Source organism: Caulobacter sp. FV2ye17ST, assembly GCF_058680955.1.
Genome location: NZ_CM178727.1, coordinates 1,164,033 through 1,178,816 on the forward strand (window position 1 = coordinate 1,164,033; position 14,784 = coordinate 1,178,816).

At 67.1% G+C, this 14,784-nt stretch carries 13 protein-coding genes; 12 read left to right on the top strand and 1 reads right to left on the bottom strand.

Annotated features, from left to right (window positions below; all coding sequences use genetic code 11):
* The first annotated feature begins 8 nt into the window (after nt 1–8).
* From ACW17V_RS05545 to ACW17V_RS05570, 6 genes are all read left to right on the top strand, one after another.
* Nucleotides 9–2,408 (top strand): TonB-dependent receptor plug domain-containing protein, encoded by a 2,400-nt coding sequence (locus tag ACW17V_RS05545; RefSeq protein ID WP_492107865.1) that lies wholly within the window; start codon nt 9–11, stop codon nt 2,406–2,408.
* Nucleotides 2,409–2,488: 80 nt separating this feature from the next.
* The gene (locus ACW17V_RS05550) at nt 2,489–4,090 is read left to right on the top strand and encodes a peptide chain release factor 3 (RefSeq protein ID WP_492107866.1); all 1,602 of its coding nucleotides are present in this window, start codon (nt 2,489–2,491) and stop codon (nt 4,088–4,090) included.
* Between the two features lie 77 nt (nt 4,091–4,167).
* Nucleotides 4,168–4,734, top strand: coding sequence for a dTDP-4-dehydrorhamnose 3,5-epimerase family protein (locus tag ACW17V_RS05555; protein WP_419320742.1), 567 nt, complete (start codon nt 4,168–4,170; stop codon nt 4,732–4,734).
* Nucleotides 4,731–5,660 (top strand): Gfo/Idh/MocA family protein, encoded by a 930-nt coding sequence (locus ACW17V_RS05560; RefSeq protein ID WP_492107867.1) that lies wholly within the window; start codon nt 4,731–4,733, stop codon nt 5,658–5,660. The genes ACW17V_RS05555 and ACW17V_RS05560 overlap by 4 nt, the downstream gene beginning before the upstream one ends.
* Nucleotides 5,657–6,592: a glycosyltransferase family 2 protein gene (locus tag ACW17V_RS05565; protein ID WP_492107868.1), complete on the top strand. Its 936-nt coding sequence runs from the start codon at nt 5,657–5,659 to the stop codon at nt 6,590–6,592. The genes ACW17V_RS05560 and ACW17V_RS05565 overlap by 4 nt, the downstream gene beginning before the upstream one ends.
* Nucleotides 6,593–6,602: 10 nt before the next feature.
* Nucleotides 6,603–6,980 (top strand): methylglyoxal synthase, encoded by a 378-nt coding sequence (locus ACW17V_RS05570; RefSeq protein ID WP_492107869.1) that lies wholly within the window; start codon nt 6,603–6,605, stop codon nt 6,978–6,980.
* Nucleotides 6,981–7,569: 589 nt separating this feature from the next.
* On the opposite strand, the gene ACW17V_RS05575 is transcribed toward ACW17V_RS05570, so the two are convergent.
* Entirely contained in the window at nt 7,570–8,046 is a 477-nt protein-coding gene (locus tag ACW17V_RS05575) for a ribonuclease H family protein (protein WP_492107870.1), read from the bottom strand.
* 425 nt (nt 8,047–8,471) lie between these two features.
* On the opposite strand from ACW17V_RS05575, the gene ACW17V_RS05580 reads away from it, so the two are divergent.
* The 6 genes from ACW17V_RS05580 to cckA all read left to right on the top strand — a co-directional run bounded on the left by ACW17V_RS05580 (nt 8,472) and on the right by cckA (nt 14,740).
* The gene (locus tag ACW17V_RS05580) at nt 8,472–9,848 is read left to right on the top strand and encodes a hypothetical protein (RefSeq protein ID WP_492107871.1); all 1,377 of its coding nucleotides are present in this window, start codon (nt 8,472–8,474) and stop codon (nt 9,846–9,848) included.
* 103 nt (nt 9,849–9,951) lie between these two features.
* The gene (locus ACW17V_RS05585) at nt 9,952–10,251 is read left to right on the top strand and encodes an energy transducer TonB family protein (RefSeq protein ID WP_492107872.1); all 300 of its coding nucleotides are present in this window, start codon (nt 9,952–9,954) and stop codon (nt 10,249–10,251) included.
* 153 nt (nt 10,252–10,404) lie between these two features.
* Nucleotides 10,405–10,668 carry a flagellar biosynthesis protein FliQ gene (fliQ, locus tag ACW17V_RS05590; protein ID WP_492107873.1) on the top strand — a complete coding sequence of 88 codons (264 nt, stop codon included), beginning with the start codon at nt 10,405–10,407 and terminating at the stop codon, nt 10,666–10,668.
* Nucleotides 10,669–10,684: 16 nt separating this feature from the next.
* Nucleotides 10,685–11,440 (top strand): flagellar biosynthetic protein FliR, encoded by a 756-nt coding sequence (fliR, locus tag ACW17V_RS05595; RefSeq protein WP_492107874.1) that lies wholly within the window; start codon nt 10,685–10,687, stop codon nt 11,438–11,440.
* 9 nt (nt 11,441–11,449) lie between these two features.
* Nucleotides 11,450–12,535, top strand: coding sequence for a flagellar biosynthesis protein FlhB (gene flhB, locus ACW17V_RS05600; protein ID WP_492107875.1), 1,086 nt, complete (start codon nt 11,450–11,452; stop codon nt 12,533–12,535).
* Between the two features lie 117 nt (nt 12,536–12,652).
* Nucleotides 12,653–14,740: a cell cycle histidine kinase CckA gene (gene cckA / locus ACW17V_RS05605; protein ID WP_492107876.1), complete on the top strand. Its 2,088-nt coding sequence runs from the start codon at nt 12,653–12,655 to the stop codon at nt 14,738–14,740.
* Nucleotides 14,741–14,784: the final 44 nt, after the last annotated feature.

The following is a 14,784-nucleotide window of genomic DNA, read 5'->3' on the forward strand; positions in this document are numbered from 1 at the left end:
GTCGACTCATGACGCTTATGACTTCCACCGCCTGGACCGTTCTGGCCCTGGCCATCGCCACGCCCGCTTGGGCCCAGGCGCCAGCCGTCGCCGCCCAGGGCGCCGCGGCCACCGAGATCGAGGCCGTGGTGGTCACGGGCACCCGGCGGACCAACCGCACCGCCTTCGAGTCGGCCGCCCCGGTCGATGTGGTGTCGCGTGAGGCGCTGGAAAGCGTCGCTTCCGACGAGATCATGAACAAGCTGCAGGCCACGACGCCGTCGTTCAACGTCCAGCGCCTGCCCGCCGCCGACGGCCAGGCCTTCGTGCGGCCCGCCACCCTGCGCGGCCTGTCGCCCGACCAGACCCTGGTGATGGTCAACGGCAAGCGCCGCCACCGCTCGGCCGCCCTCGGCGGTCGCGGCCAGCAGGGCGTCGACATGGCCCAGTTCGCCGCCAGCGGCATGGAGCGGATCGAGGTCCTGCGCGACGGCGCCTCGGCGCAATACGGCTCCGACGCCATCGCCGGCGTCATCAACATCATTCTCAGCGACCGCCTGGGCTTCAGCGGCTTTGCCCAGACCAGCCAGTACTATGAAGGCGACGGGGCCAAGCTCGAGGTCGGCGGCCGCTATGGCGTCAAGCTGGGCCAGGAGGGCTATCTGGTCGCCGGGCTGGACTATACCGACGCCGAGGCCACTTCGCGCACCCGCCAGCGCCCTGACGCCATCGCCTTCCAGGCCGCCAACCCGACCCTGAAGGTGCCCAACCCCGTGCAGCGCTGGGGTCAACCCGATCGTGAATCCTGGCGCGGCACGCTGAACGCTGGCCTGCCGCTGGGCGAAAGCGCCGAGGCCTACGCCTTCGCCACCTATACCGACAGCACCGGACTGACCGACTTCAACTGGCGCAACCCGTCCAACGACTCTTCGTACCGCACCAGCACGGCCTTCCCGGGCTGGACGCTGCATCAGCTGTATCCGACCGGCTTCTCGCCCAGGTTTGGGCAGGACGAGACCGACTATCAGCTCAACGGCGGCGTGCGCGGCGATCTGGGCGCCTATCGTTGGGATCTGAGCGCCGGCTTTGGTCGCGACGAGATCAACTACCGCCTCAACAACAGCATCAACGCCTCGTTTGGTCCGAACTCACCGACCAGCTTCGACGCCGGCGCGCTGATCCAGGAAGAAAAGACCGTCAATTTCGACGTCACCCGCCCCCTGGCCTGGTCGTTCCTGGCCCAGCCGGCCAACCTGGCCATGGGTCTGGAAGCGCGCACCGAGACCTATGAGATCGAGGCGGGCGACCGCTATTCGTGGGATGTCGGCCCCGGCGCGGCCAGCGGCCTGCCCAGCGGCTCCAACGGCTTCCCGGGCTATAGCCCCAGCCAGGCCGGATCGTGGGATCAGACCAGCTATGCCGGCTATGTCGATCTGGACCTGCCGATCAGCGACAAGTTCACCGCCGCCATCGCCGTCCGCCACGAGGACTTCTCGGAGTTCGGGTCGACCACCGACGGCAAGATCACGGCGCGCTACGAGATCACCCCGGACTTCGCCCTGCGCGGGGCGGTCTCGACCGGCTTCCGCGCCCCGACGCCTGGCCAGATCTACAGCACCCGCACCTCGCAGGGGCTGAACACCACGACTCTGCAGCTGTTCACCTCGGGTCGCCTGGCGACCACCAATCCCGTGGCCGTGTTCTTTGGCGCCAAGCCGCTGCAGCCTGAAGAGTCGACCAACCTGGCCCTCGGCGCGGTCTATCGCCGGGCGGGCTTTACCGCCTCGCTCGACTATTACCGCATCGACGTCGACAACCGTTTTGCCTCGTCGCAGGGCTTTACGGTGACGGCGGCGATCAAGGCGCAGTTGCTGGCCCTGGGCGTCCCCGGCGCCGACAGCCTGACGACGGTGTCCTATTTCACCAACGCCTTCGACACCCGCACCCAGGGCCTCGACGCCGTGGCCGCCTGGAAGGGCGAATGGCTGGGCGGCAAGGTCGGCGTGACCGGCGCCGTGAACTGGAACGACACCCAGGTGCGTCGCGCCAACGCAGCCCAGATCAGCGCCCTGGCCCGGATCAATATCGAGGACAGCCTGCCCGAATACGCCGGCAACCTGACCTTCGACTATGCCAAGGGGCGCTACAGCGTCATGGCGCGGGTGCGCTACACGGGCGAATGGACCGACGCCCAGCTGAACGGCACCGCCAACCTGATCCAGGTGTTCGGCGGCAAGACCTTCGTCGACCTGTCGGCCAGCGCCCAGATCACCGACGCCCTGAAGCTGACCGTGGGGGCCGAAAACCTGTTCGACACCTATCCCGACGAGGCGACGTTCCAGGCCTCGCGCGGCCTGATCTATTCGCGCAACGCCGTCTATGACACCGACGGCGGCCTGTACTACGCGCGTCTGGCGGTGGCGTTCTAGATCCGAAAAGAGGGCGGGCCGTCAGGTCCGCCCTCAAGCCGGAAGGTGACAAATCGAGCCTGGACGGCTAACCCCGCGCCATGAGCACCTCTCCCGCCGCGCAAGCCGCCCGTCGGCGCACCTTCGCCATCATCAGTCACCCTGACGCCGGCAAGACGACCCTGACCGAAAACCTGCTGCTGGCCGGGGGCGCCATCCGCGCGGCCGGCGCGGTGCGGGCGCGCGGCCAGACCCGCCGCACCCAGTCCGACTGGATGAAGATCGAGCGCGAGCGCGGGATCTCGGTGTCAGCCTCGGTGATGACGTTCGACCACGATGGTCTGATGTTCAACCTGCTCGACACCCCGGGCCACGAGGACTTCTCGGAAGACACCTACCGCACCCTGACGGCCGCCGACGCGGCGATCATGGTGCTGGACGCCGCCAAGGGCATCGAGCCCCAGACCTTGAAGCTGTTCGAGGTGTGCCGCCTGCGCGACATCCCGATCATCACCTTCATCAACAAGATGGACCGCGAGGCCCAGGACCCGTTCGAGCTGCTGGACGAGGTGTCGTCCAAGCTGGCCCTCGACCCCGCGCCGCTGTACTGGCCCGCCGGCTCGGGCGGACGCTTCAAGGGCATGCTCGACCTGCGCAAGCAGACCTTCATCCCCTACGCCAAGAAGAGCTCGACCGACGACGACGGCCATCCCGCGCCGGTGGCCCTGAAGTCCAACGCCATCAGCCGCTTCCTCGACCCCGAGGAGCAGGCCGAGGTCGAGGAGGGCGCGATGCTGGTCTCCGAGGCCGCCAAGCCCTTCGACGTGCAGTCCTTCCTGGAGGGCCACATGACGCCGGTGTTCTTCGGCTCGGCCCTGCGCCATTTCGGCGTGGCCGAACTGCTGGCCGGCATCGGTGCCTATGCGCCCGCGCCGCACCCGGCCAAGGCCGTCCGCAATGGCGCCGAGACCCATGTCGCCCCGGGCGATCCCGAGGTGTCGGGCTTCGTGTTCAAGGTCCAGGCGAACATGGACCCCAATCACCGCGACCGGATCGCCTTCCTGCGCCTGACCAGCGGCCGCTTCACGCGCGGCATGAAGCTGAAGGCCCAGAACACCGGCAAGTCGATGAGCGTCAATGCGCCCGTGATGTTCTTCGCTTCCGACCGCGAACTGGCCGAAGACGCCTATGCCGGCGACGTGATCGGCATTCCCAACCACGGCGTGCTGCGGGTAGGTGACAGCCTGTCGGAGACCGGGACCCTGCGTTTCGCCGGCCTGCCCAATTTCGCCCCGGAAATCCTGCGCCGCGTGCGGGTCAAGGATCCGCTGAAGGCCAAGCACCTGAAGAAGGCGCTGGAAGGCCTGGCCGAGGAAGGCGTCACCCAGCTGTTCCGCCCCATGCTGGGCAGCTCGGACTTCATCGTCGGCGCCGTGGGCCAGCTGCAGTTCGAGGTCATGGCCGACCGGCTGGGCGGCGAATATGCGCTGGACGTGATCTTCGAGCCCTCGCCCTATGCCGAGGCCCGCTGGATCAGCGGCGCACGCGCCGATGTCGAGGACTTCCAGGACAAGCACAAGACCGCCATGGCCACCGACATCGACGACCAGCCGGTGTTCCTGGGCAAGTCGTCCTGGGAAATCGGCTACGTGGCCGAGAAGTTCCCCAAGGTGCGGTTCGAGCGGACGCGGGAGCGGGGGTGAGCGCGCTAGCTCTAGTGTAGGCCGGTTTCGAAGTGTATTCAGGCTCTATGTCTATGCAGCACCCTACCGCGATGTCTATGCAGCACCCTACCGCGCGCAGCCTTGCCGCCGCCAATGACCAGCTCCCGGATGGCGTGCTCATTGCCCCGCTAACGCTCTATGACGATGAGCGGGGAGCCTTCGCCGAGCTCTATCGCGAAGCGTGGGAGCTCGGCCCGAGGCCGCTGCAATGGAACTACTCGCACTCGGTCGCCAACGTGCTGCGTGGCGTGCACACTCACGAGGTCCAATACGATTATCTCGTCGTGGTGGCGGGGACGATGATCTTGGCCCTGCGAGATAGCCGCGCCAGTTCCAGCACTTTCGGGCGGGCATCGATGATGACTCTCGAGTGGAGTGATCCACACATGGTGGTGATCCCACCCGGCGTGTCGCACGGCTTCTATTGCCCGGAGCCCAGCGCATACGTCTTGGGCGTCTCGGCCTATTTCATCCAGCCAGAGAACCTGGACTGTCGCTGGGACGATCCGGAAATGGGATTCGCCTGGCCCTGCGACGCTCCGCTGTTGTCGAACAGGGACGCCAAGGCCGGAACCTATGGCGAGATGCTTGCGCGGTTCGCCGCTAAGCCGGCGGCCTCTTGATCAGAATTGGTTTGATTGGATGCGGGCGCTGGGGTCGGCTGATTCTGCGGGATCTTCTGGCCAGCGGCGCTGAGGTCCATGTCGCTACTCCAGAAGAGCACTCCAGGGCTTCTGCGATCGAGGGCGGGGCGACCCGTGCGGTGATCTCGGCGGCGGATCTGCCGCTCATGGATGGCTATGTTGTCGCCACTCCGACAGTGACTCACGCGTCGGTCGTGGAACTGCTGGCCCATACCGGCAAGCCGCTTTTCGTCGAAAAGCCGATGACAAGTGATCTGGCGTCAGCCCGCCGTCTGGTCGAGCTGGCGGGCGACCGGCTCTTCGTCATGGACAAGTGGCGCTACCATCCGGTGGTGGACGCCATGCGTGACGAGATCGCCTCGGGGAGAGTTGGCGAGGTCCTGGCGATCCAGTGCGTTCGACAAGGCTGGTCCACTCCACACAGCGACGTCAGCGCCCTCTGGGTCCTCGCGCCCCACGACCTTTCAATTGTACTGCACCTGACCGGAAGCCTGCCGCCTCTGGTCGCGGCCTTTCCGATCGCGCCGGCCCGCGCTGATCTGGGCATGATGGTCCATCTGGGTGGCTCCGGCTTTCCGTCAGTGACGCTGGATATCGGCATCGCCAGCCCGCAGCATCGGCGACGTTGCCAGGTGATTGGTTCTCGCGGCTGTTTGGAGTTGCGTGACGGCGACGAGGACAAGCTGGTCATCCGCGACGGCCTGCCGGGCGATCCGACCGCCGTCGAACGTATCCGGCTTACCGGGGCGGCCATGCCGCTCAGGGTCGAGATCGAGCGGTTCCTGAGCTATGTCGCCGGAGAAGGTCCTGCCCCCATGAGCTCTGCCGCCGATGGGCTGGCGATCGTCGAGCGGCTCGGTGAGATCGAGGCCGCTTTGGGCATGGCTCCGGCGGTGGCCGTATGAACCCGGTGTTCACGATCCTCCTGCCGGTGGTGCGCCCACCCGACCTGCTGCCCTTCGCCGTAGCCTCGGTGCTCGGGCAAGCTGAGCAGCGGTTCGAGTTGATGATCGTTTGCGACGGCGCGCCGCGGGAAACCGTCGCTGCAGCCAGGCAGTTGGCGGAGACCGACGATCGCATCCGGGTGTTCGATTTCCCCAAGGGCGAGCGACACGGTGAGGCTCACCGTCACACGGCTCTGGGCGAGGCCCGCGGACAGTATGTCTGCCAGATCGCTGATGATGATCTTTGGTTGCCCAATCATCTTATCGAGATGGGCGCGCTACTGGAAAGCGTCGATTTCGGCAATCTGGCCCATGTGCGGGTCGAGGTTGACGGCGCGATGTCCTCAACCTGCGGCGATCTGTCTCTCGATGTGATGCGCAGGCTCATGCTGACGAGCAAGTTCAATATCTTTGGACCCACCTCGGCGGGCTATAGGCTGGACGCATACCGCAACTTGCCCGTGGGCTGGTCGCCGGCGCCGGCAGACTTGTGGACCGATCTGGCGATGTGGCGGAAATTCCTGGCTGCGCCCGGTTTGAGGCTGGGGACCCGCCACGCCATTACGTCGCTCCATTTCGCCGCTCAACTTCGCGCCGGGTGGTCATTGGATCGACGCCGAGAAGAGGCTGCGGGCTACCTCGACCTTATGAAGACCTCTGCGGGCCGCGACGACATCCGTCAGCGCGTTCTCAAGGGCGTCATCGGCATCCTGTGGGGAAATCGGGATGAACAGGCAAAGCTGATCGATGAGGTCGAGATTCTCGAGCGCCGTTTGATGGTGCTTGAAGCCGTTGGTCGCGAGAAGGTGGCGGCGCTGGAGGCGGAGATCCAACACCTGAAGGGCGGGCCCTCGTCGGATCCCGTTCTCGGATCTAATCCTTCCCTCCCGTAGCCGGAGCTTGATGTCGGTCATGGTGACCATCGGCCTTGTCGCCCATGACGATCGCAAGGCCGCTCTGGTCGAGTGGGTCCGGGCCCATGCTGGCTTTCTGGCTGGCAAGACCCTCTACGCCACCGGCACGACCGGCGGCCGCATTTTGGAAGCCCTGCCGGATCTGAACCTGACGCGCCTGAAGAGCGGCCCGTTGGGCGGCGACCTGCAACTGGGCGCGCTGATCGCCGAGGGGCGGCTGGATGTGCTGATCTTCTTCGTCGACCCGCTGTCGCCGCAGCCGCACGACGTGGACGTGAAGGCGCTGATCCGGATGGCGACTCTGGCCGACATCCCGTTCGCGTGCAATCCGGCGACGGCCGATCTGATCGCCGGCGGGCTGGGCTAGCGAGCGCGGTCCGGAGTACGGCCCGGGGTGGGCCTTGCGAAGTCTCGCCTTGAGAGGGCCTCCGCAGAGCGCCTATCCCCGTGCCGGCAAGGGGATATCCAACTGTCGACCCCAACAAATTCAACGCCCTAAGCCCGGCACCCAGCGTCACGATCCAAAATCGACGCAGCCCCCTCCAAAACGCCCGCATACTTCTCCCCGCTTCATCGCAAGGGGAGGGCGTCCAGCTGGCGACCTGACGGGCGGTGGAGGCGGTTGTACGGGTGCAAGAGGGCGGGTGACGTAAACCCGCCTATCGGAGGAAAGCCAAGCCTCCGCCCGTCCGAAGGTTCGCTCCGGGTTCCTCCGGAATCGGCGTGGCTGCAGCCCAAGGCTGCGTCCGTCGCGAGGAGGATGAAATCCGGGTGGGGCATAGGGTTGAACAAGACCCGCGCGCCCCGGCCAGAGGGATAACGACCGCGCGGAGCGCTCCGGCCACGGCCGAAACGGTACTCCACTACAAACCCATCCGGGCCTGGCCCGGACGCTCCGCCGCCTCCCCACACTTGCCGGCTTGAAACCGGCGAGGATGCGAACCCGTGCTCTGTGTCTAACCCGGGAACTTCAGCAGGTTGGGCTTGGGGATCGCGGCCTTGAAGCTGCCGCGCGTCTTGGCGGTGTCGAGGCCGAAATCGGCCCAGGCGGCCAGGAACCCGGCGGCCGGCGCATTGGGGGGCAGGGGCGCGAGGTTCAGAACGGGGTGGGCGGCGACCGCTGCTCTGGCGGCCTCCCAGAGCTCAGGCTCGGCCGTGGCATAGGCGCCGTCGGCGCTGACCAGTTCGGTCGCGAGGGCAGGATCTTCGAAGTACAGGGTCACGGCGGCGTCGGCGGGCTGGTCCGTGAGGCTGGCCAGGGCCTCGGTCAGGGCGATCAGGGACATGCGGGCGCTGCTGGTCCGCCGCTCGCCGCCGGCCGCGCCCTTGATGGCTTCCGGGCCGGTCTGGCCCTCCATCCGCCGCACGAAGGACCAGCCGCCATAGCCAGGGTCCGAGCGGCACAGGCTGGCGGTCCACAGAATGACGGTCATGGCGGGCTCCCTCGCGCTGGAGCCGGATTTCTAGCCTGTTTCGCGCGGAAGGGGAGGGGCGGCCAGATGGCGAGGGCCCGAACCCGTCGCAACGGGCCCGTGGAGTGGAACGAAAAGTAAACGGGATCTTAAATTTGATGGTTAACGTCATCTTCGCATTCATGAACAATGTTCTAACAACATTGGTTTGCGAAGCGGCGCGACCGCCGCCGCTCCAGCAAGAAGTGTGCCAATTTGGGTCAAAATGGACTGAATTGTCGGGGTTTGGCTCATTTTCCAATGAGTCCCCGACTATTTATGGTTAACGCGCCGTAAACACCCATTAACCACTTGTTAAGTCTCTTGGCTCCGGCTTTGCTCCTGATGCGTTGAACCCTTGCCGGACGTCCCGGTGTGGGACGGTCCGTGTGCGGAGATGCGCGTCGATGTTCGAGTTCGGTCGTGATCTGAAACGTCTCTTCGGCGTCGATGCCGGAGCGGAGTCCAAGGCGGCGTCGTATCGCGAGGGCCTGACGGGCGGCGACACCTCGCTGCTCGAGCTTCTCGACATAAGACTGCTGACCAACGAGGCGCGCTCGGCCGATGTGGCCGCGGGCCGCATTGGAACCCGCGATCGTGGCGCGCGCCTTCTGGAAGCGGCCGTGGTCTGGCGCGAGCTGGCCCGCCGATCCGGTGACGCCGCCGCCCTGCGCAAGGCCGCCTCGCACGCCGAGGCCGCCGGCAAGATCTTCGAAAGCGAACGCCGCCTGGAGGCCCTGGCCTCGACCCGCTGCGAGCAGGCCGTCCTGGCCATTCTGGGCGCCGACCTGTTTGGCGACGAGGGCCTGAACGCCGCCGCCGGCGCGGCCCTGACCCTGGCGCGCACCGCGCCGGGACAGCGTTGCGGCCTGGCCCTGGCGCTGGTCGCCGGCCTCGATGGCCGCGCGGGCCTGGCCGAGAACAATATCGATCGCGCCCTGGCCGCCGTGCAGGGCTATGACGCCCCGCTGCGCGCCCTGGCCGCCGCCAAGCGCGTCAAGGGCGGCTCGGCCCGGCTGCTGCTGGCCGAGCAGCGCGCCGCGCGCATCGAACTGATCCTGACCTGCGGCGCGCGTCTGAAGGATCGCGCCCTGACCCAGCTGGCGATCACCGAGGCCACGGCCGCCGCCGCCGCCCTGGATCCTGATTTCGAGCCCCTGACCTGGTCGCGGCTTGAAGGTCTGCGTGGCTCGGCCCTGGTGCAACTGGGCGAACTGGACGGCGAACTGGCCCAGATCGCCGATGGCGTCGAGGCCCTGACCGCCGCGCTGGAGCCGCTGTCGATGGATCACAGCCCGATGGACTGGGCCCGCGCCCAGGCCGCGCTGGGCATGGGTCTGCAGTCGGTGGGCGAGGCCACGACCTCGGACCGCGCCTTCGAGCAGGCGGTGACCTGCTATGACCGCGCCACCCAGGTGCTCAAGGCCCAACCGTCCCTGGCCCTTCGCGCGGTGGTCGCCAACAACCGGGCCCTCAGCCTGGCGCGCTGCGCCGAACTGACCGCCGATCTGGCGGTGCTGGACGCCGCCGAGATGGCCTTCAAGACCGAACTTTCCGCCCAGCCGGGCGCACGCGATCCGGCCTCCTGGGCCGTGGCCCAGATGAACCTGGCCCGGCTCTACGAGGCGCGGGTCGAGATCACCGGTCGCGACGACGGCCGTCTGGACCGGGCCGCCGTGGCCCTGGCCTGCGCCTTCGATGTGTTCTCCGAGCTTGGCCTGCGGTCGCTGACCGATCTGGCGGCACAGGGACTGCAACGATTGAAGGCGGCTCACGCCCACTGACCCGGATCGGGACAACAGGGGGCGGCAGGGTCGCCCCGTCGAAACAAAGGTCGGCGCATCGCTCAGGCGAGGCAGCGGATCAGGAACTAACAGGGACGAAATCGTGATTGCTTCGCTTGTTCTCGCCGCCGCTCTTTCCAACGCCGCGCCGGCCAAGGCCGACACCGACCTCCTGATCCCGGCCTCGCAGCCGCGCGAAGCCGTCGCCATCCTCAACTGCCTGGTCAAGGACGACGGCCACCTGACGGCCTGCACCGTCGAAGGCGAAAGCTCGCCGGAACTGGGCGTCGGCGACGCGGCCCTGAAGATGGTCTCCCAGTTCCAGGTCGACCTGCTGGGTCCTGACGGCAAGAGCCGCGCGGGGTCCTACGTCCAGGTGCCCGTGCGCATTCGGATCCGCTGATCCGAGCGCTGTTCGGCGGCTTGCGGCCCAGCGTCGCGGTCGCCGTCCCGGCGTCCGCAATCGCCAACCCCTAACGCCCTGTTAACCATACCCGACGCATCCTGAAGCCTCGATTCTGAGGCCTGTTCGGCTCGCTTTCACGAGGCTTTTTGGATGACCGGCGCCGAAGTTCTTGATGTCGGTCGCGATGCGATCTGGCTGACCCTTCAGCTCTGCGCGCCCGTTCTGATCGTCGGCTTGGTGGTCGGCGTGGCCATCGGCCTGTTCCAGGCCCTGACCCAGATCCAGGAAGCCACCCTGGTCTATGCGCCCAAGATCGTGGCCATCTTCATATCCCTGCTGATCTTCCTGCCGCTGATGGGAGCCCTGATGTCGGGCTTCATGCGCCAGATCGCCGCCCGCATCGCTGGCATGTAGGGGAGGCGAGGGCCGCTTGGACTCCTACGCGACAGCCGCCCAGGTCTATGTCGCCGGCCTCGTCTTCGCGCGGGTCGGGGCCATGGTGATGCTGATGCCCGGCATCGGCGACACCGCGGTGCCGCCGCGTGTTCGTCTGGGCTTTGCCCTGCTGATGTCCCTGCTGCTGACTCCCCTGCTGCAGAACACCGTCCCGGGCGTGCCGACCTCGGTCGGCGGCCTGTGGGGTCAGGTGATCCACGAGATCCTGATCGGCCTGATGATCGGCTCGGTGCTGAAGCTGTTCTTCACCGCCATGTCGACGGCCGGCGAAGTGATCTCGATGCAGACCACCCTGTCGTTCGCCCAGACCACCAACCCCTCGATGGGCCAGTCCAGCACCGCGGTGGCGACGTTCCTGTCGATGCTGGGCCTGACCCTGATCATGGCCACCGACCTGCATCACCTGTTCATCGGGGCGATCGTCAAGTCGTACGACATCTTCCCGTTCAGCCGCGCCGTGCCGGTGCATGACGCCGCCACCCTGGCCGTGCGCACGGTGGCTGAGAGCTTTTCCCTGGGCATCCAGCTGGCCGCGCCCGTGATCGTGTTCTCGCTGGTCTTCAACCTGGCCGTCGGTCTGGTGGGACGGGTCATGCCGTCGTTCCAGATCTTCTTTGTGGCGTCTCCGCTCAGCGTGATCCTGGGCCTGTCCCTGCTGGCGCTCAGCCTTGGCGGCATCGCCATGGTCTGGACCGACCGCTACCGCGACCTCCTCCTGATCTTCAACTAGGGGCGGGCCATGGCGGAAGACACAGACAACGACTCGAAAACAGAAGAGCCGTCGGCCAAGAAGCTGTCGGACGCCAAGGCCAAGGGCGACGTCGCCAAGAGCGCGGACGTTCCGCAGCTGGCCTCGCTGCTGGGCGCGGTCTGCGTGATCCTGATGGCGGGCGGCTGGCTGACCCGCGACCTTGCCGCCGCGCTGGTGCCGTTCCTGGCGCATGCGGGCCAGATGGATCTCAGCAGCGGCGGCGCTGTCGTCATCGCCCGGCAGGCGATCATGGCGGCCCTGCCGCCGCTGGTGCTGGTGATGTTGACCACGGCCATCTTCGGCGTTGTCGCCCACGTGGCCCAGACCGGCTTCATGATGACGCCCGAGAAGATCAAGCCCGACTTCAAGAAGCTGGACCTGATCAAGGGCATGGGCCGGCTGTTCGGCATCGACGGCCTGGTGCAGTTCGCCAAGTCGGCGCTGAAGTTCATCGTGACGGGCATCATCGCCTATTTCGTGCTCAAGCCGCACACGGGCGAAGTCATCAACATGGTGGGCATGGATCCGTCCGCGATGATCCCCGCGGCGATGAAGCTGGCGACCAAGCTGTTCTTCGCCGTGCTGCTGTTGCTGACCATCACCGCCGGCTTTGACTGGTTCTGGCAGCGCCAGCGGTTCATGACGCGGATGCGCATGACCCTTCAAGAGGTCAAGGACGAGTACAAGCAGTCGGACGGCGACCCGCACATCAAGGCCAAGCGCCGCCAGATCCAGATGCAGCGCTCTCGCCAGCGGATGATGCAGGCCGTACCCAAGGCCACCGTCGTGGTCATGAACCCGACCCACTACGCCGTCGCGCTGAAGTACGAGCCGGGCGAGACGCCCGCGCCGCTGTGCGTGGCCAAGGGCATGGACGACCTGGCCCTGAAGATCCGCGCTGTCGCCGAGGAGCACGGCGTGCCCGTGCTGGAAGATGCGCCCCTGGCCCGAGCCCTCTATGCGACCGTCGAGATCGACGAGGAAATCCCGGCCGATCACTTCGAGGCCGTCGCCAAGGTCATCGGCTTCATCATGAACGGCAAGAAGCCGAAGGCGCGGGCCCGTCCGCTCTAATTGGCCGTTTTTAAAGCGTAATTCAGACGCCCTCTGACCTTGCGTTCCATAAAGAGTATCCTCGGATCGGCTCAAAGTGAGTCGCGACCGGGCTTTGAACAAGGATTGCAGTCGTCCATGGCCGAAATGCCCGTCCAGGACATTGTCGACACCGGCGTCTCGCGCCGCCGCTTCGACCCCTATATCTGGGGCGCGGCGATCTTTTTCGTGGCTGCGGCCGGTCTGGCGGCGGTTCCCGCCCTGCGGGCCGGACCGGCCACCCTGGCCGGGCTGCTGCTGCTGGGCGGCGTGGCCGGCGTCGCCATTCTGGGCCTCGTGGCCATCCGCGCTTCGGCCCATCATGAGAGCGACCTGGACGCCGCCGAAGGCTTCATCGACGCCCTGAACGAACCCACCGCCCTGGTCGCCGCCGACGGGCGCCTGCTGGCGGCCAATGTCGCCTGGCGACTGATCATGGGCGAAGCCCGCCGACTGCCCAAGGGCGTGGCGGGCTCGGGCCTGTTCGCGGCCCTGGTCCGGGCGCGCAAGGGCGAGATGGCCGAGGGCCTGCTGCGCGTCGATGGCGCCGACCGCGTCGCCACCGTGTCTCGCCTGGCCGGCGGACGCCTGCTGGTCCGCCTGGCGCCGCCCGCCGTCGTCCAAACCATCTCGGCCGAAGCGCCGCCCGCGCCCGTGGCTCCGGCCATGGCGCCGCCGCCCGGTTCGCTGGACGCCTTCTCCGGCGCCTCGCCGTTCGGCGCGGCCCTGCTGGAAGGGCTGGACCCCTTCAACTCCCGCATTCTCGAGGCCAATCCCGCACTGACCGCCATGGCCGGCCCCAGCGCCAAGGCCGGGGTTCTGTTCGGCGACCTGATCGAACCGGTCACCCGTACCGAGGCCGAGACCCGCATGGCCGGCGGCAAGGCCGGGCCGTTCGAGGTGCGCCTCTCGCGCGACCCCACCCGCATCGCCCACCTTTACCTCTATCGGGCCGAGGGGCGTCTGGTCGCCTACATGATCGACGTGTCCGAGCAGAAGCAGATCGAGCTGCAGCTGGCCCAGGCCCAGAAGATGCAGGCCATCGGCCAGCTGGCCGGCGGCGTCGCCCACGACTTCAACAACCTGCTGACCGCCATCCAGCTGCGCCTGGACGAGCTGCTGCACCGTCACCCGGTCGGTGATCCTTCGTATGAAGGCCTCAACGAGATCCGCCAGACGGGCGTGCGCGCCGCCGATCTGGTGCGCAAGCTGCTGGCCTTCTCGCGCAAGCAGACCGTGCAGCGCGAAGTGCTGGACCTGGGCGAACTGATCTCGGAATTCGAGGTCCTGCTGCGCCGCCTGCTGCGTGAAGACGTCAAGCTGATCACCGACTATGGCCGCGACCTGCCGCAGGTTCGCGCCGACAAGAGCCAGCTTGAGACGGCGGTCATGAATCTGGCGGTCAATGCCCGCGACGCCGTGCGCGCCGCCAAGGGCGGCGGCATCGTTCGCATTCGCACCGCTCGCCTGACCCAGGAAGAGGCCGTGGCTCTGGGCTTCCCCGGCGCTGACGGCGACACGGCCTTCATCGAGGTCAGCGACGACGGTCCGGGCATCCCGCCCGACGTCATGGGCAAGATTTTCGACCCGTTCTTCACTACCAAGCCGGTGGGCGAGGGCACGGGCCTGGGTCTGGCCACCGTCTATGGCATCGTCAAGCAGAGCGACGGCTGGATCCACGTCCACAGCCGTCCGGACGAAGGCGCGGCCTTCCGCATCTTCCTGCCGGTCCACGTGCCGACGGCCGCCGCCATCGCCGAGGCGGCCGCTGTCGCCGCCGAGCCGCCCAAGGCCCGTCCGCCCCGCGATCTGTCGGGCGCCGGCCGCATCCTGTTCGTCGAGGACGAGGACGCCGTGCGCGGCGTCGCCGCCCGCCTGCTCCGTGCTCGCGGCTATGAGGTGCTGGAGGCCTGCGACGGCGAGGAAGCGCTGCTGATCGCCGAGGCCAATGCCGGCACCATCGACCTGTTGATCAGCGACGTGATCATGCCCGGCATCGACGGTCCGACCCTGCTGAAGAAGGCTCGTGGCTATCTGGGCAATGCGCCGGTGATGTTCATCAGCGGCTATGCCGAGGCCGAGTTCAGCGACCTGCTGGAAGGCGAGACCGGCGTGACCTTCCTGCCCAAGCCGATCGACATCAAGACCCTGGCCGAGCGCGTCAAGCAGCAGCTGCAGGCGGCCTAGAGCGGCCCCCCCAAAACGGATCGGTATGGAAAGCGGCGCTGGGA

What these genes read in the sequence shown, in the direction of transcription:
- fliQ (WP_492107873.1), top strand. Translation starts at nt 10,405, where the DNA reads ATGACCGGCGCCGAAGTTCTTGATGTCGGTCGCGATGCGATCTGGCTG.
- flhB (WP_492107875.1), top strand. Translation starts at nt 11,450, where the DNA reads ATGGCGGAAGACACAGACAACGACTCGAAAACAGAAGAGCCGTCGGCC.
- cckA (WP_492107876.1), top strand. Translation starts at nt 12,653, where the DNA reads ATGGCCGAAATGCCCGTCCAGGACATTGTCGACACCGGCGTCTCGCGC.
- ACW17V_RS05570 (WP_492107869.1), top strand. Translation starts at nt 6,603, where the DNA reads ATGTCGGTCATGGTGACCATCGGCCTTGTCGCCCATGACGATCGCAAG.
- ACW17V_RS05550 (WP_492107866.1), top strand. Translation starts at nt 2,489, where the DNA reads ATGAGCACCTCTCCCGCCGCGCAAGCCGCCCGTCGGCGCACCTTCGCC.
- ACW17V_RS05565 (WP_492107868.1), top strand. Translation starts at nt 5,657, where the DNA reads ATGAACCCGGTGTTCACGATCCTCCTGCCGGTGGTGCGCCCACCCGAC.
- ACW17V_RS05545 (WP_492107865.1), top strand. Translation starts at nt 9, where the DNA reads ATGACGCTTATGACTTCCACCGCCTGGACCGTTCTGGCCCTGGCCATC.
- ACW17V_RS05575 (WP_492107870.1), bottom strand. Translation starts at nt 8,046, where the DNA reads ATGACCGTCATTCTGTGGACCGCCAGCCTGTGCCGCTCGGACCCTGGC.
- ACW17V_RS05555 (WP_419320742.1), top strand. Translation starts at nt 4,168, where the DNA reads ATGCAGCACCCTACCGCGCGCAGCCTTGCCGCCGCCAATGACCAGCTC.
- ACW17V_RS05580 (WP_492107871.1), top strand. Translation starts at nt 8,472, where the DNA reads ATGTTCGAGTTCGGTCGTGATCTGAAACGTCTCTTCGGCGTCGATGCC.